16 protein-coding genes and 1 other RNA gene are annotated in these 17938 nt (G+C 57.1%); 6 read left to right on the top strand and 11 right to left on the bottom strand.

The annotated features are described in order from the left end of the window. Positions 1-38 precede the first annotated feature (38 nt). Positions 39-698: a PAQR family membrane homeostasis protein TrhA gene (gene trhA, locus AC0TNG_RS05935; protein ID WP_023333307.1), complete on the bottom strand. Its 660-nt coding sequence runs from the start codon at positions 696-698 to the stop codon at positions 39-41. 265 nt (positions 699-963) lie between these two features. Here trhA and AC0TNG_RS05930 point away from each other — a divergent pair, with 265 nt between their 5' ends. Both AC0TNG_RS05930 and AC0TNG_RS05925 read left to right on the top strand, forming a co-directional pair. Further along, a complete protein-coding gene (locus AC0TNG_RS05930; protein WP_032650129.1) occupies positions 964-1695 on the top strand; it encodes a MurR/RpiR family transcriptional regulator in 732 nt (243 codons plus the stop codon). A 116-nt stretch (positions 1696-1811) separates the two neighbouring features. Beyond that, complete coding sequence (locus AC0TNG_RS05925; RefSeq protein WP_473713192.1) at positions 1812-3245, top strand: 6-phospho-beta-glucosidase; 1434 nt, start codon at positions 1812-1814, stop codon at positions 3243-3245. A 77-nt stretch (positions 3246-3322) separates the two neighbouring features. On the opposite strand, the gene AC0TNG_RS05920 is transcribed toward AC0TNG_RS05925, so the two are convergent. The 8 genes from AC0TNG_RS05920 to AC0TNG_RS05885 all read right to left on the bottom strand — a co-directional run bounded on the left by AC0TNG_RS05920 (position 3323) and on the right by AC0TNG_RS05885 (position 13297). Further along, entirely contained in the window at positions 3323-4066 is a 744-nt protein-coding gene (locus AC0TNG_RS05920; RefSeq protein WP_024906577.1) for an SDR family oxidoreductase, read from the bottom strand. Between the two features lie 70 nt (positions 4067-4136). Further along, positions 4137-7010, bottom strand: a complete 2874-nt coding sequence (gcvP, locus tag AC0TNG_RS05915) for an aminomethyl-transferring glycine dehydrogenase (protein ID WP_024906576.1) — start codon at positions 7008-7010, stop codon at positions 4137-4139. A 68-nt stretch (positions 7011-7078) separates the two neighbouring features. Then, positions 7079-7468 carry a glycine cleavage system protein GcvH gene (gene gcvH, locus AC0TNG_RS05910; protein ID WP_008499718.1) on the bottom strand — a complete coding sequence of 130 codons (390 nt, stop codon included), beginning with the start codon at positions 7466-7468 and terminating at the stop codon, positions 7079-7081. Positions 7469-7491: 23 nt separating this feature from the next. Next, positions 7492-8586, bottom strand: coding sequence for a glycine cleavage system aminomethyltransferase GcvT (gcvT, locus tag AC0TNG_RS05905; RefSeq protein WP_048991676.1), 1095 nt, complete (start codon positions 8584-8586; stop codon positions 7492-7494). 397 nt (positions 8587-8983) lie between these two features. After that, the gene (ubiI, locus tag AC0TNG_RS05900) at positions 8984-10186 is read right to left on the bottom strand and encodes an FAD-dependent 2-octaprenylphenol hydroxylase (protein ID WP_024906574.1); all 1203 of its coding nucleotides are present in this window, start codon (positions 10184-10186) and stop codon (positions 8984-8986) included. A gap of 12 nt (positions 10187-10198) precedes the next feature. Next, on the bottom strand, positions 10199-11377 hold the full coding sequence (gene ubiH / locus AC0TNG_RS05895; protein WP_370884342.1) for a 2-octaprenyl-6-methoxyphenyl hydroxylase: 1179 nt from the start codon (positions 11375-11377) through the stop codon (positions 10199-10201). After that, positions 11374-12687, bottom strand: coding sequence for a Xaa-Pro aminopeptidase (gene pepP / locus AC0TNG_RS05890; RefSeq protein WP_473713214.1), 1314 nt, complete (start codon positions 12685-12687; stop codon positions 11374-11376). The genes ubiH and pepP overlap by 4 nt, the downstream gene beginning before the upstream one ends. Before the next feature lie 31 nt (positions 12688-12718). Next, a complete protein-coding gene (locus AC0TNG_RS05885) occupies positions 12719-13297 on the bottom strand; it encodes a YecA/YgfB family protein (protein ID WP_024906571.1) in 579 nt (192 codons plus the stop codon). A gap of 168 nt (positions 13298-13465) precedes the next feature. Here AC0TNG_RS05885 and zapA point away from each other — a divergent pair, with 168 nt between their 5' ends. The 3 genes from zapA (at position 13466) to AC0TNG_RS05870 (ending at position 14641) form a co-directional block, all read left to right on the top strand. Beyond that, positions 13466-13795, top strand: coding sequence for a cell division protein ZapA (gene zapA / locus AC0TNG_RS05880; RefSeq protein ID WP_006811891.1), 330 nt, complete (start codon positions 13466-13468; stop codon positions 13793-13795). 41 nt (positions 13796-13836) lie between these two features. Next, positions 13837-14020, top strand: a non-coding RNA gene (gene ssrS / locus AC0TNG_RS05875) — 6S RNA. 24 nt (positions 14021-14044) lie between these two features. Next, complete coding sequence (locus tag AC0TNG_RS05870; protein ID WP_061714502.1) at positions 14045-14641, top strand: 5-formyltetrahydrofolate cyclo-ligase; 597 nt, start codon at positions 14045-14047, stop codon at positions 14639-14641. Between the two features lie 103 nt (positions 14642-14744). Here the strand turns inward: AC0TNG_RS05870 and serA are convergent, their stop codons facing one another. Both serA and rpiA read right to left on the bottom strand, forming a co-directional pair. Continuing rightward, positions 14745-15977: a phosphoglycerate dehydrogenase gene (serA, locus tag AC0TNG_RS05865; protein WP_024906569.1), complete on the bottom strand. Its 1233-nt coding sequence runs from the start codon at positions 15975-15977 to the stop codon at positions 14745-14747. A 266-nt stretch (positions 15978-16243) separates the two neighbouring features. Continuing rightward, positions 16244-16903 carry a ribose-5-phosphate isomerase RpiA gene (gene rpiA, locus AC0TNG_RS05860; RefSeq protein ID WP_014885151.1) on the bottom strand — a complete coding sequence of 220 codons (660 nt, stop codon included), beginning with the start codon at positions 16901-16903 and terminating at the stop codon, positions 16244-16246. A gap of 127 nt (positions 16904-17030) precedes the next feature. Between rpiA and argP the strand changes: the two genes are divergently transcribed. Further along, entirely contained in the window at positions 17031-17924 is an 894-nt protein-coding gene (gene argP / locus AC0TNG_RS05855; protein WP_008499727.1) for a DNA-binding transcriptional regulator ArgP, read from the top strand. Positions 17925-17938 lie beyond the last annotated feature (14 nt).

The following is a 17938-nucleotide window of genomic DNA, read 5'->3' as shown; positions in this document are numbered from 1 at the left end:
CTGTAGGAGAGGGCCGGGGTGAGGCACGGTGTAAAAAACTACACCTGCCCCACATACAGATAAATAGCCAAAAAGTGGCACACGCTGCCGCCCAACACAAAGCCGTGCCAGATGGCATGGTTGTACGGGATGCGCTTGCAGACGTAGAAGATCACGCCGAGCGAGTACACCACACCGCCTAAGGCCAGAAGCGTCACGCCCCCTACCGACAGTTTGACCGCCAGTTGATACACCACAATCAGCGACAGCCAGCCCATCGTCAGATAGGTGACCAGTGACAGCACCTTAAACCGGTGTGCTATGGTCAGCTTAAACAGGATCCCCAGCAGTGCCAGGCTCCAGATAACAATCATCAGGCCACGCGACAGCGGCGAGTTAAGCCCCACCAGCAAAAACGGCGTGTAGGTGCCTGCAATAAGAAGATAGATAGCGCAGTGGTCAAATTTCTTGAGCCACGTCTTGGCCCGCTGATGCGGGATCGCGTGATACAGCGTCGACGCCAGGAACAGCAGGATCATGCTCCCGCCATACAGGCTGTAGCTGGTAATGGCCATCGCGCTGGCATTGGCGTCCACCGCCTGCACCAGCAATAACACTAAACCGACAATCCCAAACACCAGGCCAATGCCGTGGCTGATGCTGTTGGCTACTTCCTCAGCCAGCGAATATCCCTGTGCGATTAATGGTCTGCTCACCATACAAAACTCCGGGAAAACAAAAGATGATTATTCATCGCATAACTATGCTAACTGAGAATGATTCCAGTGAACACCTGTTAGCTAAAATAATTTCATTTCAAAATTTATACCTAAAAATCATAGATATAAAGAAATCTTTCACCTAACAATTGTTCACACAAAAATTTAATCATTATGAATCAAGAGCATAAAAATGGATCCTGCCGTCCGGGTGCATGTTATGATGTGACGATGAGGTCAGAATAAGAGTTATGCCATTGTGAGTATGTTCACCCACTCCGCCATTGCCAGTCTCAATAACCTGGAGATGATGGTCTACAACTATGTCATAAAAAATCGTGACAAAGTCATGTACATGACCATCCGCGAGCTGGCGGATGCGGCAGACGTCTCAACCACCACTATCCTGCGCTTTTGCCGCAAGCTTAACTGCGAAGGCTATTCTGAATTCCGCGTGCGCTTTAAGCTTTATCTTGAACAGAACGAGCCCCAGCAGGCGAACTTCGGTGCCAGCGAAATTATCAGCTTTTTTAAAAGCGTGAATAATGAAGAGTTCGACGCGTTATTAGATAGTGCGGTCGATATTATTTTATCGTCGGAACGTATTATATTTGTCGGCGCAGGGACATCGGGCTCGCTTGCAAAATATGGTGCACGTTTCTTTTCTAATATCGGGAAATTCAGCAACCATATTGATGACCCTTATTTCCCGGTCACCAATGATATGGCGAAAAATGCGCTGGCGATCGTGCTCTCCGTCTCGGGCGAGACCGAGGAGATCCTGCGCTTCGCCAGCCAGTTCAGCCTGCATCACTGCAAAGTGCTCTCCATTACCAGCCATGAGCACTCGCGCCTCGCAAAGCTGGCGGACTTTAACCTCTCCTGGCATGTTCCTCAGACGCGTATTGCAGGCGTCTACGACATCACCACGCAAATTCCCGTCATTTATATTCTGGAGTCTCTGGGACGTAAACTGGCGAAGAAACTCACAGAATAAAACACCCTGTTTTTTTGATGTGACAAATCACATTATGCACACCTTGTTATATCGTGACATTTAATTTCGCTCTGCTAGACTCGATGCCAATAAGCCATTTATTGAGAATAGCAGCGATGAAAAAATTGACCTTACCAAAAGATTTTTTATGGGGCGGCGCGGTTGCGGCTCACCAGGTAGAAGGCGGCTGGAACAAAGGCGGTAAAGGGCCAAGCATTTGCGATGTATTGACCGGCGGCGCACACGGCGTACCGCGCGAAATCACGCAGGACGTGGTGCCGGGGAAATATTATCCCAATCATGAGGCGATTGATTTCCACGGCCATTATAAAGAAGACATCAAGCTGTTTGCCGAGATGGGCTTCAAGTGTTTCCGCACCTCTATTGCCTGGACGCGTATCTTCCCGAACGGTGACGAAACGCAGCCAAACGAAGAAGGGCTGAAGTTTTACGACGACATGTTCGATGAGCTGCTGAAGTACAACATTGAACCGGTAATCACCCTCTCCCACTTCGAAATGCCGCTGCACCTGGTGAAGGAGTACGGTAGCTGGACCAACCGTAAAGTGGTCGATTTCTTTGTGCGCTTCGCGGAAGTGGTCTTCGAGCGCTACAAAAACAAGGTCAAATACTGGATGACCTTCAACGAAATCAACAACCAGCGCAACTGGCGCGCGCCGCTGTTCGGTTACTGCTGCTCGGGCGTGGTCTATACCGAACATGACAATCCGGAAGAGACCATGTACCAGGTCCTGCACCATCAGTTTGTGGCCAGCGCCCTGGCGGTGAAAGCCGCGCGCCGCATTAACCCAGAGATGAAAGTCGGCTGCATGCTGGCGATGGTGGCGCTCTATCCGTTCTCCTGCAAACCGGAAGACGTGATGTTCGCCCAGGAATCAATGCGCGAGCGCTACGTCTTTACCGATGTCCAACTGCGCGGCTACTACCCGTCCTACGTGCTGAACGAATGGGAGCGCCGTGGCTTCTCCATTAAAATGGAAGCGGATGACGAGCAGATCCTGCGTGAAGGCACCTGCGACTACCTGGGCTTCAGCTACTACATGACCAACGCGGTGAAGGCGGAAGGCGGTACCGGCGATGCCATTTCCGGTTTCGAAGGCAGCGTACCGAACCCGCACGTGAAGGCCTCCGACTGGGGCTGGCAGATTGACCCGGTAGGCCTGCGCTATTCCCTGTGCGAACTGTACGAGCGTTACCAGAAACCGCTGTTTATCGTGGAAAACGGCTTCGGCGCCTACGATAAAGTCGAAGAGGACGGCAGCATCAACGATGACTATCGTATCGACTACCTGCGTGCCCACGTGGAAGAGATGATCAAAGCCGTGACGCACGATGGCGTGGATCTGATGGGCTGTACGCCATGGGGCTGTATCGACTGCGTATCGTTCACCACCGGCCAGTACAGCAAGCGCTACGGCTTTATCTATGTGAACAAGCACGACGACGGCACGGGCGACATGTCGCGTTCCCGTAAGAAGAGCTTCGAGTGGTATAAAGGCGTGATTGCCAGCAACGGCGAGGCGCTGTGATTTTTTGCCCGGTGGCGCTGCGCTTACCGGGCCTACTACTCGTGTAGGCCGGGTAAGGCGAAGCTGCCACCCGGCTTTTATTTCCCGCCCGCCAGCTCTATAAAACTGCCCGTTACGTACGACGCCTTCTCGCTCAGCAGCCAGACAATCGCCTGGGCGACCTCTTCCGGCTGGCCGCCGCGCTGCATCGGCAGCAATGATTTCACGCGATCCACCCGCCCCGGCTCTCCGCCTGAGGCATGGATATCGGTATAGATCAGACCCGGACGGACGCAGTTAACGCGAATGCCCTGCGCCGCGACCTCAAGCGATAAACCCGTTGTCAGCGAATCCACCGCCCCCTTCGACGCGGCATAATCCACATATTCACCCGGCGCGCCCAGACGTGACGCCGCGGAAGAGACATTCACTATCGCCCCGCCCTTGCCGCCGTGTTTGAAGGACATGCGCTTTACCGCTTCCCGGCAGCAGAGGAAGTAGCCCGTGACGTTGGTCGCCAGGACGCGGTTAATGCGCTCAGCGGAGAGATTCTCGATAGTGGATTGCTCAAACAGAATCCCCGCATTATTCACCAGCGCGGTCAGCGGCTCACCTTCACGATCGAGGCTATTAAACATCGCCAGCACCTGAGCTTCATCGCTGATGTCTGCACGGACGGCAAAGGCTTTACCGCCTGCATCCACAATCTGCCTGATGACGTCCGTCGCGGCGTTAATGTTGTGATGATAGTTCACCGCCACGGTGTAGCCTTCGCGAGCCAGCTGCAGCGCGGTGGCTTTCCCGATGCCGCGGCTGGCGCCGGTGACCAGTGCAATTGCCATTATCTTCTCCCAATAAAAAAGCCGGGTGGCGGCTTCGCCTTACCCGGCCTACGTTACTACAGCAGCAATGTTACTGGTATTCGCTCATCGGCACGCAGGAGCAGAACAGGTTACGGTCGCCGTAGACGTCATCAAGACGCTTCACGGTCGGCCAGTATTTGTTCGCCACGCCTGCCGGGAAGACCGCCAGCTCGCGGGAATAGCCGTGGTTCCACTCTGCCACCATTTCGTGCTGGGTGTGCGGGGCGTTAACCAGCGGGTTATCTTCCAGCGTCCACTCGCCGTCCTGCACGCGGTCGATCTCCATGCGGATGGCCAGCATCGCGTCGATAAAGCGGTCCAGCTCGGCTTTGCTTTCAGATTCCGTTGGCTCCACCATCAGCGTGCCCGCAACCGGGAACGACATGGTTGGCGCGTGGAAGCCGTAGTCGATCAGACGCTTGGCGATATCCAGCTCGCTGATGCCGGTCTGCTCTTTCAGCGGACGAATATCCAGAATGCACTCGTGCGCCACGCGACCGTCGCGGCCGGTATAGAGCACCGGGAAGGCGGACTTCAGGCGAGTCGCAATATAGTTGGCGTTCAGGATCGCCACCTGGCTCGCCTGCTTCAGCCCTTCCGCGCCCATCATGCGGATATACATCCAGCTGATTGGCAGGATAGAGGCGCTACCGAACGGTGCCGCTGAGACCGCGCCCTGACGGGTCAGCATGCCTTCAATCTGCACCACGCTGTGGCCCGGCACAAACGGCGCCAGGTGCGCTTTCACGCCGATAGGCCCCATGCCCGGGCCGCCACCGCCGTGCGGAATGCAGAAGGTTTTGTGCAGGTTCAGGTGCGACACGTCCGCGCCGATAAAGCCCGGCGAGGTAATGCCCACCTGAGCGTTCATGTTTGCGCCGTCGAGGTATACCTGACCGCCGAACTGGTGCACGACTTCACACACTTCACGGATGGTCTCTTCGTACACGCCGTGAGTGGACGGATAGGTCACCATGATGCAGGAAAGCTTGTCGCCCGCCTGCTCGGCTTTCGCACGCAGGTCGGCCAGATCGATGTTGCCGTTCTTATCGCACGCCACCACCACGACTTCCATGCCCGCCATCTGGGCAGAGGCCGGGTTGGTACCGTGGGCGGAGCTTGGGATCAGGCAGATATCGCGGTGACCTTCGTTGCGGCTTTCGTGATAGTGACGAATCGCCAGCAGGCCCGCGTACTCGCCCTGCGCGCCGGAGTTCGGCTGCATGCAGAGCGCGTCATAACCGGTCAGCTTCACCAGCCAGTCAGAAAGCTGGTTGATCATCATGTGATAACCTTCCGCCTGCTCTGGCGGGCAGAACGGGTGCAGTTCGGAGAATTCAGGCCAGGTGATAGGGATCATCTCTGCCGCGGCGTTCAGCTTCATGGTGCAGGAGCCCAGCGGGATCATCGCCTGGTTCAGCGCCAGATCCTTGCGCTCCAGGGAGTGCATATAGCGCATCATCTCGGTTTCGCTGTGATAGCGATTAAAGACCGGATGCGTCAGGATGGCGTCGTTACGCAGCATGCTGTCCTGAATGGAGCGGCTGTCAAGCGCAACTTCTTTGTCGAGCGCATCAATGTCCAGACCGTGCGCGTCACCCAGCAGCACGCTGAACAGGTTCAGGATATCGTCACGGGTGGTGCTTTCATCCAGCGTAATGCCGACGGCGTTGTGGATGTCGCTGCGCAGGTTAATCTCTGCCGCATTCGCACGCGCCAGCACGGCGGCTTTGTCCGCCACGTCCACGCACAGGGTGTCGAAGTAGTGAGCGTGGCGCAGCTTAAGGCCTTTCTGCTGCAGACCGCAGGCCAGAATATCGGCCAGGCGGTGAATGCGGCTGGCAATGCGTTTCAGGCCAGCCGGGCCGTGGAACACGGCGTACAGGCTGGCGATGTTTGCCAGCAGCACCTGTGAGGTACAGATGTTGGAGTTCGCTTTCTCGCGGCGGATATGCTGCTCGCGGGTCTGCATCGCCATGCGCAGCGCGGTGTTACCGGCAGCATCTTTTGAGACGCCGATAATACGGCCAGGCATGGAGCGTTTGAATTCATCTTTCGCGCCGAAGAACGCCGCGTGCGGGCCGCCGTAGCCCATCGGTACGCCGAAGCGTTGTGCGGAGCCGAATACGATATCTGCGCCCTGTTTACCCGGCGCCGTCAGCAGCACCAGCGCCATAAAATCGGCGGCAACGCTGACAACCACTTTGCGGGATTTCAGCTCGGCAATCAGCGCGCCGTAGTCGTGTACTTCACCCGTCGTACCTACCTGCTGCAGCAGCACGCCGAAGACGTCCTGATGATCCAGCACTTTGTCAGCGTCGTCGACGATCACGTCAAAGCCGAAGGTCTCTGCGCGAGTACGCACCACGTCCAGCGTCTGCGGATGCACGTCCGCCGCGACGAAGAAGCGGTTGGCATTTTTCAGCTTGCTCACGCGTTTTGCCATCGCCATCGCTTCGGCGGCGGCGGTGGCTTCATCCAGCAGAGAAGCAGAGGCGATATCCATGCCGGTCAGGTCCAGCGTCACCTGCTGGAAGTTCAGCAGCGCTTCCAGACGGCCCTGGGAAACTTCTGGCTGATACGGGGTGTAAGCGGTGTACCAGCCCGGGTTTTCCAGCATGTTGCGCAGGATAACCGGCGGCAGCTGCACGTTGGTATAGCCCATGCCAATGTAAGACTTATAGCGCTTATTCAGGCCGGCAATAGCCTTCAGCTCCGCCAGCGCGGCGAATTCCGTAGTGGCTTCCCCCACCTGAGGCGGCGTGGCAAGCTGGATGTCTTTTGGCACAATCTGGCCGATCAGTGCGTTTAATGAATCCGCGCCAACCGTCTTCAGCATCTCCTGCTGTTGCTGAGCATCCGGCCCAATGTGACGTTCAATGAAGGCGCCACGGTTTTCAAGCTGGCTTAAAGTCTGTGTCATGAGCGATGGTTCCTGAAACGTGCAATGAATGTGTTTTCTCCCTCTCCCTTAGGGAGAGGGATAATGGCTTACTCGTCTTCTAACAGTGCTTCGTACGCGGTCGCATCCAGCAGCGCGGCAACCTGGGATTCGTCGCTGGCTTTGATCTTGAAGATCCAGCCGCCTTCATAAGGCTCGCTGTTCACCAGCTCTGGCGAATCGCTCAGCGCGTCGTTGACGGCAACGATTTCGCCGCTCACAGGGGCGTAGATGTCAGAGGCCGCTTTTACGGACTCCGCCACGGCGCAGTCGTCGCCCGCGCTAACGGTCGTGCCCACGTCAGGCAGGTCAACAAACACCATGTCGCCCAGCAGCTCTTGCGCGTGCTCGGTGATCCCTACGGTGTAAGTGCCGTCCGCCTCTTTGCGCAGCCACTCGTGTTCTTTGCTGTATTTCAGTTCTGCTGGCACATTGCTCATTGAAGTTCTCCTGATAAAAATGATTAGGCGACCGGCTTACCGGCGCGAACAAAAATCGGTTTGGTTACGTTGACCGGCATTTCACGGTTGCGGATTTGCACCACCGCCGTTTCGCCAATCCCCGCCGGCACGCGTGCCAGTGCAATACTGTAGCCCAGCGTCGGTGAGAAGGTTCCGCTGGTGATCACGCCTTCGCGAGGATTGCCGTCAGCATCGGTAAAGCGCACCGGCAGTTCGCCGCGCAGCACGCCCTTCTCGGTCATCACCAGGCCCACCAGCTGTTCGGTGCCCTTCTCGCGCTGCATCTCCAGCGCTTCACGACCAATAAAGTCACGGTCAGCCGGTTCCCACGCGATGGTCCAGCCCATGTTGGCGGCCAGCGGAGAGACGCCTTCATCCATCTCCTGACCGTAAAGGTTCATCCCCGCTTCCAGACGCAGCGTATCGCGCGCGCCCAGGCCCGCAGGCTTCACGCCCGCTTCCACCAGCGCACGCCAGAAATCAGCGGCCTTCTCGTTTGGCATGGCAATTTCGTAGCCCGCTTCACCGGTGTAGCCGGTGGTGGCGATAAACAGATCGCCCGCCTGCACGCCGAAGAACGGCTTCATGCCAGCGGTGGCTTTACGCTGCTCGTCGTTAAACAGAGAGGCGGCTTTCGCCTGCGCGTTCGGCCCCTGCACGGCGATCAGCGACAGATCGTCACGGACGGTGATGTCGATGGCATAAGGTTCGGCGTGTTGGGTGATCCAGGAGAGGTCTTTTTCGCGGGTGGCGGAGTTTACAACGAGGCGGAAGAAATCTTCAGTGAAGTAATAGACGATAAGGTCATCAATCACGCCGCCCGAGGCATTCAGCATGCCGGTATAGAGCGCTTTACCCGGCGTCTTCAGTTTGGCGACGTCGTTTGCCAGCAGATAACGCAAAAACTCCCGGGTGCGGCTACCGCGCAGATCGACAATCGTCATGTGGGACACGTCGAACATACCGGCATCGGTGCGCACCGCGTGGTGCTCATCAATCTGCGAGCCGTAGTGCAGCGGCATCATCCAGCCATGGAAGTCCACCATGCGGGCGCCGCATAACACGTGTTGTTCGTACAAAGGAGTCTGTTGAGCCATCTTGTCCTCGTTGAAAAATTCACCGTGAAACCCGGTATCGGCACCGCGTTCGGGCACCGACGCAAACGTTCTCTTTTACCTGAACTTACCACCGAAACCGGCGGTTAACCATAAGGCAAAATGGGTCATCACATTAGCTTATGACCAAAAAACGCTAAAAAGCCTACAGAGTTATTCACTGGAAAAATGCGATTAACCCCGCACAAAATCAACAATGATCTAACAGGGTTTAGCACATGGTGATATTTCATGCGGAAAATCGGGCCGAATTTCCGTAACGAGAAAAACGCGACATTAGATTATCTAATGCGAAAAATGACGTGAAATTAGAATATTTCAAACGAGGGAATTTCCCCGGCGCAGAGGCCGGGAAAAGAAAGTGTGACAGGGGTCTAAATTAACGTAGCCAGTCCGGCAGGTCGTTAAGACCCATCGCCTGACGGAGGAGTTGGGGTTTCACGCCCGGAAGGGTGTCAGCAAGCTTGAGTCCGATGTCGCGCAGCAGTTTTTTCGCCGGATTCGCCCCGGCAAACAGCTCGCGGAAGCCCTGCATGCCCGCCAGCATCATCGCCGCACTGTGCTTGCGGCTGCGCTCGTAGCGGCGCAGATAGAGATGCTGCCCGATGTCCTTCCCTTCGCGATGCAGGCGACGCAGCTCCTCGACCAGCTCCGCCGCGTCCATAAAGCCAAGGTTAACGCCCTGCCCGGCCAGCGGATGAATGGTATGCGCCGCATCCCCCACCAGCGCCAGACGGTGCGCGGCAAACTGACGCGCGTAGCGGCCGGTTAACGGGAACACCTGACGCTCGCTTTCAAGCGTGCACAGGCCAAGGCGGTTATCAAAGGCCACGCACAGCGCCTGGTTAAAGGCGTCCGGCGTTGCCTCCTGCATCTGCTGGGCTTTCTCCGGCACCAGGGACCAGACAATCGAGCACAGGTGCGGATCGGCAAGCGGCAGGAACGCCAGTATGCCGTCGTTGTGGAAAATCTGGCGCGCCACGCCGCCGTGCGGCTCTTCGGTGCGGATCGTTGCCACCAGCGCGTGATGACGATAGTCCCAGAAGGTCAGCGGGATATCGGCTTTATTACGCAGCCAGGAGTTGGCACCGTCAGCACCGACCACCAGACGCGCGGTCAGCATGTCGCCGCTCTGCAGGGTGATAAACGCCTCGTTTTCGCCCCACGCCACCTGCTGGATCTGCGCAGGCGCAATCAGGGTCACGTCGCTGCACTGCTGTGCTTTCTGCCACAGCGCGTGGTGGATCACCGCGTTTTCAACAATGTGACCCAGATGGCTATAGCCCATGCTTTCATCATCAAAAGCAATATGACCAAAGCTGTCTTTATCCCACACTTCCATGCCGTGATAGCAGCTGGCGCGCTGCGCCACAATATCTGACCAGACGCCAAGGTGCGTCAGCAATTTCTCGCTGGCGGCATTGATCGCCGAGACGCGGAGTTCCGGCGGGGCATCCGGGGCAACGGGCTGAGGCTGCTTTTGCTCCAGCACCGCCACGCGCAGGCCGCTGCCCTGTAAACCACAGGCCAATGCCAGCCCGACCATACCGCCGCCAACGATGGCAACATCAACATTTTGCACGGTGATAACTCCTTAACGCGCGACCCAACCCAGGGTCCGCTGCGCCAGCACGTCACGTGCCGGAATGAATAGTTCCATCGCCATCAGCCCGAGGTTGCGGCCCGCAACCAGCGGTGCCCAGCGATTGGCAAAAAGATGGACCAGACCATCGGTCACACCGATGGTGGCCTCTTTATCCGCCTGGCGGCGCTTCTGGTAATGGCTCAGCACCGAATACGCCCCGCAGTCTTTTTGCTCACCCCACGCCTGCGAAAGGGTTTCCGCCAGGCTCATGACGTCGCGTAAACCAAGGTTGAACCCTTGCCCCGCGATGGGGTGCAGCGTCTGAGCGGCGTTACCGACAAGCGCCAGACGATGGGAGATGGACTGAGAGGCCGTAGTCAACGAAAGCGGGTAGACCGCCCGCTGGCCGGCATGGGTGATACGCCCCAGCCGCCAGCCAAAGGCTTTTTGCAGCTCGGTACAAAAACGTTCGTCTGACCAGGCCTTCACCTCTTCAGCCTTATCCTGCGAATGACACCACACCAGGGAACAGCGCCCGTCCGACATCGGCAGCATCGCCAGCGGGCCATGCTGCGTAAAGCGCTCAAACGCCCTGCCGTCGTGGTCAGCTGCGGTAGCGACGTTCGCAATGACCGCCACCTGGCCGTAAGGCTGCTGGCGCCACTCCACGCCACACTGGGTGCCGAGCGATGAGCGCGAACCGTCCGCGGCGACCAGAAGCTGGCCTTCAAGGACGGTGCCGTTTTCCAGCGTCACGCTAACCGACGCCTCACTACGGCTCACGCTGGCCACGCGCGCCGGACAATGCAGCGTAACGCCCGGCGCGTCCTGAAGCAGGCGGAACAGACGCAATCCGACGTCATGCAGCTCAACAACCTGCCCAAGAGCATCAATACGATAATCCTGCGCGTCCAGGGTGACAAAGCCAGCATGGCCGCGATCGCTGACGTGAACGGTTTTAATTGCCGTGGCGCAGTCGGCAATGGCCTGCCAGATGCCAATGCGGGAAAGCTGCTGGCAGGTTCCCTGCGCGAGCGCAATGGCGCGGGCATCAAAACCGGGGTGGTTGGACGCCTCTGGCGCAACGGCTTCCACCAGGTGCACCGGAAGCTGGCCTTTCGTCAAATGTGAAATGGCCAGTGCCAGCGTAGCCCCGGTCATGCCGCCGCCAACGATAATCACGCTCATGCGCGTGCCGCTGCCATCAGCGCCTCAATATCGTCAGCGTTTTTCACGACGCTCGCGGTCAGGTTTTCGTTACCGGTTTCGGTAATCACGATGTCGTCTTCAATACGAATGCCAATCCCGCGGTACTCTTCAGGCACGTCGGCATCCGGCGCGATATACAGACCCGGCTCCACGGTTAACACCATGCCCGGCTCCAGCACGCGCGAACGGTCGGTGCCGTAAGCGCCAACGTCATGCACGTCCAGCCCCAGCCAGTGGCTCAGGCCGTGCATAAAGTACGGTCGATGCGCATTTTCAGCAATCAGGGTATCTACGTCCCCTTTCAGGATACCGAGCCTGACCAGACCGGTAATCATGATGCGCACCACTTCACCGGTCACTTCCTGGATGGAGGTACCCGGACGATACAGCCTGAGCGCCGTCTCAAGGGATTCGAGAACAATGTCGTAAATCGCGCGCTGTGCCGGCGAGAATTTACCATTCACCGGGAAGGTCCGGGTGATGTCCCCTGCATAGCCCTGATATTCGCAGCCGGCGTCAATCAGCACCAGATCGCCGTCGCGCAATGCGCTTTCGTTTTCGGTGTAGTGCAGAATGCAGCCGTTTTCCCCGCCGCCAACGATGGTGTTGTAGGAGGGATAGCGCGCGCCGTGGCGGTTAAATTCGTGGTGAATTTCGCCTTCCAGCTGGTATTCGAACATCCCGGGACGGCATTTCTCCATCGCGCGGGTGTGCGCCAGCGCGCTGATTTCGCCCGCACGGCGCATCAAATTCAGCTCTTCTTCAGACTTGAACAGGCGCATCTCATGCACCACCGGACGCCAGTCCGTCAGCGTGGCCGGTGCGGACAGGTTCTGGCGCGAGCCTTTGCGCAGCTTATCCAGCGCGGTGAAGACAATCTCATCGGCGTACGCATATTCGCCCTGCGCGTGATAGAGCACGTCGAGGCCGTTAAGCAGCTGATAGAGCTGCTGGTTGATTTCGCTAAACGCCAGCGCGCGGTCAACGCCCAGCTTTTCCGGTGCGGCCTCTTGCCCTAAGCGGCGGCCAAACCAGATTTCGGCCGTCAGATCGCGCACGCGGTTGAAAATCACGCTGTGGTTGTGGGTGTCATTGCTCTTAATCAGCACCAGTACCGCTTCCGGCTCGTTAAAGCCGGTGAAGTACCAGAAGTCGCTGCTCTGGCGATAGGGATATTCGCTGTCGGCGCTGCGCGTCACTTCGGGGGCAGCAAAAATCAGCGCGGCGCTGCCCGGCTGCATTGTTGCCAGCAGCGCCTGACGGCGGCGCGAATACTCTTGACTTGAGATAACCATGACACCCTCCTGTGCGTTATTTTTCTTAATGTAAGGTTGGCTTGCGGACTTCCGGCGCAGTCGGCTGTGAGCGCGTGAAGTTGTCGTGGCACAGCAGTGCCGCCACGCGCACGTACTCGATAATCTCTTCAAGCGACATTTCCAGCTCTTCCTGGTCTTCGTCTTCATCGTAGCCAAGCTGGGCGATGTTACGCAGGTCGTCGATCGCTTCACCCGCTTCGCCGGTGACTTTATCCAGTTTAGGCTGCGTCACGCCCAGCCCCAGCAGATAGTGGTTTACCCAGCCGGCCAGCGCATCGGCGCGATCGAACACGCTGACGTCGTCGCCTTCAGGCAGATAAAGCTGAAAAAGGAAGCCATCGTCTTCCAGCGAATCACTGATGGCGGCATGCATTTTACGCAGCGCTTCCGCCAGCTCGTGACCAAACGCCAGCCCTTCATTCGTGAGGTCGTGGATCAGCGGCTGCCATGAGCTGTCGCTGTTTCCGCCGCACAGCATGCCACTGATCAGACCGTGCATTTCGGCAGGGGTTAAACCGACTCCCTGCTGGTTCAGTAACTGGTTTAAATCCTTGTAACCAGGCATTTCGTTCTGTATAGACATGAGCATTCGTCGTCAAAGGGGGGAAGTTTCATGATATGCTACCACTTTGGACCCTGGTGATACCAGAAAAGGGCTTGTATCTTCACATCAGGGTAGCTATAGTGTCGCCCCTTCGCAGCCCCCGGGGCAGTAAGCGAAGGCAGCGCAGTCAATCAGCAGGAAGGTGGCATGTCTGCACAACCCGTCGATCTCCAGATTTTTGGCCGTTCACTGCGAGTGAATTGTCCGCCTGAACAAAGGGATGCTTTGAATCAGGCAGCGGACGATTTGAATCAGCGGTTGCAAGATCTAAAAGAACGCACTAGAGTCACAAATACTGAGCAGCTGGTTTTCATCGCCGCGTTGAACATCAGCTATGAACTGACTCAGGAAAAAGCGAAGACCCGCGACTACGCGGCAAGCATGGAGCAGCGCATTAAAATGCTCCAGCAGACCATAGAACAGGCATTGCTTGATCAAGGTCGCAATCCCGAAAGACCGGGACCAAAGTTTGAATAACACTTCTCAGTTGACTATGGTAGAGTAACTGTGAAGACAAAATTTCTCTGAGATGTTCGCAAGCGGGCCAGTCCCCTGAGCCGATATTTCATACCACAAGAATGTGGCGCTCCATGGTTGGTGAGCATGCTCGGTCCGTCCGAGAAGCCTTAAAACTATGACGACACATTCACCTTGAACCAAGGGTTCAAGGGTTACAGCCTGCGGCGGCATCTCGGAGATTCCCTCTCTTTTCTTCTACCGACTACCATGACTCAATTCCCTGAAGTTTCTGCTTCACGCCAGGATATCCGTCAGCTCATTCGTCAGCGCCGCCGTGCGTTAACCCCCGATCAGCAAGCGCATTTTGCCCAGCAGGCCGCCGCCCGTATGATGGCGTATCCCCCTGTCGTAATGGCGCACACCGTTGCGCTGTTTCTGTCATTTGATGGAGAGCTGGATACCCAACCGCTGATAGAGCAGCTCTGGCGCGCCGGGAAGAAAGTCTACCTGCCGGTGCTGCACCCGTTTAGCGACGGTAATCTGCTGTTTCTGCACTACCACCCGCACAGCGAGCTGGTGGTGAATCGCCTGAAAATCACCGAGCCGAAACTCGACGTGCGCGACGTGCTGCCGCTGTCACAGCTGGATGTGCTGATTACGCCGCTGGTGGCGTTTGATGAACAGGGCCAGCGTTTAGGGATGGGCGGCGGTTTTTATGACAGGACGCTGCAAAACTGGCAGCAGTACGGGGTGCAGCCGGTGGGTTACGCGCATGATTGTCAGGGCGTGGAGGCGTTGCCGGTAGAGAAGTGGGATGTGCCGTTGCCGGCGGTAGTGACGCCATCGAAGTTGTGGGAGTGGTGAAACAGGCAGCCTGATGCCCTCACCCCAGCCCTCTCCCACAGGGAGAGGGTGAAAACATAAAAAACGGTAACTATCGTTACCGTTTTGCATTTACCTCGCACCATCAGTACAGCAGACGCGCGCGAATCGTCCCCGCAATAGACTTCATGCTCAGCAATGCTTTCTCGGCAACATCGTCATCCGCTTCGATATCAATGACCACGTAACCCATCTGCGAGTTCGTTTGCAGATACTGCGCGGCGATGTTGACGCCCTGCTCGGCAAAGATCTGGTTGATGGCGGTCAGCACGCCCGGACGGTTTTCGTGGATGTGCAGCAGACGACGACCACCGTGCAGCGGCAGAGACACTTCCGGGAAGTTCACGGCAGAGAGCGTAGAACCATTGTCGGAGTATTTGCTCAGCTTACCCGCCACTTCCAGACCGATATTCTCCTGCGCTTCCTGGGTCGAACCGCCGATGTGTGGCGTCAGGATCACGTTGTCGAACTCGCACAGCGGAGAGGTAAACGGATCGCTGTTGGTGGCTGGCTCCGTCGGGAACACGTCGATGGCCGCGCCCGCCAGATGCTTACGCTTCAGCGCATCAGCCAGTGCCGGGATATCGACAACCGTGCCGCGCGCGGCGTTAATCAGCAGTGAGCCCGGCTTCATCAGCGCCAGCTCTTCCGCGCCCATCATGTTTTTGGTGGACGCATTTTCCGGCACGTGGAGGCTCACCACGTCGCTCATGTTCAGCAGATCAGAGAGGTGTTGAACCTGGGTGGCGTTACCCAGCGGCAGCTTGCTTTCGATATCGTAGAAAAACACGTGCATGCCCAGGGATTCAGCCAGAATACCGAGCTGCGTACCGATGTGGCCGTAGCCGATAATCCCCAGCTTTTTACCACGCGCTTCATAGGAGCCAGACGCCAGCTTGTTCCACACGCCGCGGTGCGCCTTGGCGTTCGCTTCAGGAATGCCGCGCAGCAGCAGCAGCAGTTCGCCAATCACCAGCTCCGCCACGGAACGGGTGTTGGAGAACGGGGCGTTGAAGACGGGAATACCGCGTCTGGCGGCAGCATTCAGGTCAACCTGGTTGGTACCGATGCAGAAGCAGCCGATAGCCACCAGCTTTTCCGCCGCAGCAATAACGTCTTCAGTCAGGTGAGTACGGGATCGCAGGCCAATGAAGTGGGCATCACGGATGGACGCTTTCAGCTCTTCGGTATCGAGCGCCCCTTTGTGAAATTCGATGTTGGTGTAACCTGCCGCACGAAGGCTATCGATTGCTTTTTGATGCACGCCCTCGACCAGCAGGAATTTAATCTTGTCTTTCTCCAGTGATACCTTTGCCATTTACCCGACCCTGTTTTTGTCTGAACTGATGTTGTGCTGGATATGAATCCGCTGTAGCCAACATATCAAAAAAAACTATTGCAGCAATATGAACGTTTGCGTCGGCACTCTGAAGAAAAGTCATACAGAGCAAAATGTCAGAGGAAAATGCTATGGAAATTTACAAACGCGGCAGGATCGGCAAAAGAGGCTCAAAAACGTGACACAAGTCACCGAATTTAGCTTTTCAAAAATTTTTTAGCGGGGGGAGGACTCCCCCCGTCAGATCATTTTACGATGGTTTTCACGCCGTCAGCGGTGCCGATCAGTGCCACATCCGCGCCACGATTGGCGAATAGCCCTACGGTCACTACGCCTGGGATAGCGTTGATGGCATTTTCCAGCGCAATCGCGTCGAGAATTTCCAGACCGTGAACGTCGAGGATCACGTTACCGTTGTCGGTGACTACGCCCTGACGATATTCCGGACGACCGCCCAGCTTCACCAGCTGACGGGCAACCGCGCTGCGGGCCATTGGGATCACTTCGACCGGCAGCGGGAAATTGCCCAGAATGTCGACCTGCTTGGAGGCGTCTGCGATGCAGATAAACTTGTCCGCAACGGAGGCGATGATTTTTTCGCGCGTCAGCGCCGCGCCGCCGCCTTTGATCATCTGCATGTGGCCGTTGATTTCATCCGCACCATCAACGTAAATCCCCAGACGATCCACTTCGTTGAGATCGAAAACGGTAATGCCGAGGCTTTTCAGCTTTTCCGTGGAAGCATCAGAGCTGGAAACCGCGCCCTCGATCTGCCCCTTCATCGTGCCCAGCGCATCGATAAAGTGTGCCGCGGTTGATCCCGTACCGACACCGACAATGGTACCCGGCTGTACGTACTGGAGAGCGGCCCATCCTACTGCTTTTTTCAGTTCATCCTGCGTCATGATCGTTTTGCCTGTGGTGTGAAAACTCAGGGCGCATTATAGAACACGTCGAATGGAATTCGTCTGCCACAAAGGGAAAATTGTGTCATAGTGCAGAATAAGCAAAATTAAGGAGCCAGCCAGAGCAATGAAACGTCCGGACTACAGAACACTACAGGCACTTGATGCAGTTATTCGTGAACGAGGTTTTGAGCGCGCGGCGCAAAAGCTTTGCATCACGCAGTCCGCCGTATCACAGCGTATCAAACAGCTTGAAAATATGTTCGGTCAGCCGCTGCTGGTGCGTACCGTGCCGCCACGGCCAACCGAGCAGGGACAAAAGCTCCTCGCCCTGCTGCGCCAGGTTGAACTGCTGGAAGACGAGTGGCTGGGTGACGAACAAACGGGCTCTACGCCGCTGCTGCTCTCTCTGGCGGTCAACGCCGACAGTCTGGCGACCTGGCTGCTGCCGGCCCTGGCGCCGGTATTAGCTGACTCCCCTATCCGCCTGAATTTACAGGTTGAAGATGAAACCCGTACCCAGGAGCGCCTGCGTCGCGGTGAGGTAGTTGGGGCAGTCAGTATCCAGCCTCAGGCGTTGCCGAGTTGCCTTGTCGATCAGTTAGGCGCACTGGATTACCTGTTTGTGGGTTCAAAAGCCTTTGCCGAGCGCTACTTCCCGAACGGCGTCACCCGCGCGGCGCTGCTGAAAGCCCCTGCCGTGGCGTTCGACCATTTGGACGATATGCATCAGGCGTTCCTGCAGCAAAACTTCGATCTGCCGCCGGGCAGCGTGCCGTGCCATATCGTTAACTCGTCTGAAGCCTTCGTGCAGCTTGCGCGTCAGGGCACCACCTGCTGCATGATCCCGCATCTGCAGATTGAGAAAGAATTGAAAAGCGGTGAGCTGATTGACTTAACGCCGGGGCTGTATCAGCGTCGGATGCTCTACTGGCACCGTTTTGCGCCGGAAAGCCGGATGATGCGCAACGTCACTGACGCGCTGCTGGCGTACGGGCACAAGGTGTTGAGACAGGATTAAAAAATAAGCCGGGT

Source organism: Enterobacter sp. PL_is514 (genome assembly GCF_055816715.1).
Note: the sequence above shows the minus strand (reverse complement) of the source record. Positions and strands in the feature narration are given on the sequence as shown.

What these genes read in the sequence shown, in the direction of transcription:
- trhA (WP_023333307.1), bottom strand. Translation starts at nt 698, where the DNA reads ATGGTGAGCAGACCATTAATCGCACAGGGATATTCGCTGGCTGAGGAA.
- AC0TNG_RS05930 (WP_032650129.1), top strand. Translation starts at nt 964, where the DNA reads ATGTTCACCCACTCCGCCATTGCCAGTCTCAATAACCTGGAGATGATG.
- AC0TNG_RS05925 (WP_473713192.1), top strand. Translation starts at nt 1,812, where the DNA reads ATGAAAAAATTGACCTTACCAAAAGATTTTTTATGGGGCGGCGCGGTT.
- AC0TNG_RS05920 (WP_024906577.1), bottom strand. Translation starts at nt 4,066, where the DNA reads ATGGCAATTGCACTGGTCACCGGCGCCAGCCGCGGCATCGGGAAAGCC.
- gcvP (WP_024906576.1), bottom strand. Translation starts at nt 7,010, where the DNA reads ATGACACAGACTTTAAGCCAGCTTGAAAACCGTGGCGCCTTCATTGAA.
- gcvH (WP_008499718.1), bottom strand. Translation starts at nt 7,468, where the DNA reads ATGAGCAATGTGCCAGCAGAACTGAAATACAGCAAAGAACACGAGTGG.
- gcvT (WP_048991676.1), bottom strand. Translation starts at nt 8,586, where the DNA reads ATGGCTCAACAGACTCCTTTGTACGAACAACACGTGTTATGCGGCGCC.
- ubiH (WP_370884342.1), bottom strand. Translation starts at nt 11,377, where the DNA reads ATGAGCGTGATTATCGTTGGCGGCGGCATGACCGGGGCTACGCTGGCA.
- AC0TNG_RS05885 (WP_024906571.1), bottom strand. Translation starts at nt 13,297, where the DNA reads ATGTCTATACAGAACGAAATGCCTGGTTACAAGGATTTAAACCAGTTA.
- zapA (WP_006811891.1), top strand. Translation starts at nt 13,466, where the DNA reads ATGTCTGCACAACCCGTCGATCTCCAGATTTTTGGCCGTTCACTGCGA.
- AC0TNG_RS05870 (WP_061714502.1), top strand. Translation starts at nt 14,045, where the DNA reads ATGACTCAATTCCCTGAAGTTTCTGCTTCACGCCAGGATATCCGTCAG.
- serA (WP_024906569.1), bottom strand. Translation starts at nt 15,977, where the DNA reads ATGGCAAAGGTATCACTGGAGAAAGACAAGATTAAATTCCTGCTGGTC.
- rpiA (WP_014885151.1), bottom strand. Translation starts at nt 16,903, where the DNA reads ATGACGCAGGATGAACTGAAAAAAGCAGTAGGATGGGCCGCTCTCCAG.
- argP (WP_008499727.1), top strand. Translation starts at nt 17,031, where the DNA reads ATGAAACGTCCGGACTACAGAACACTACAGGCACTTGATGCAGTTATT.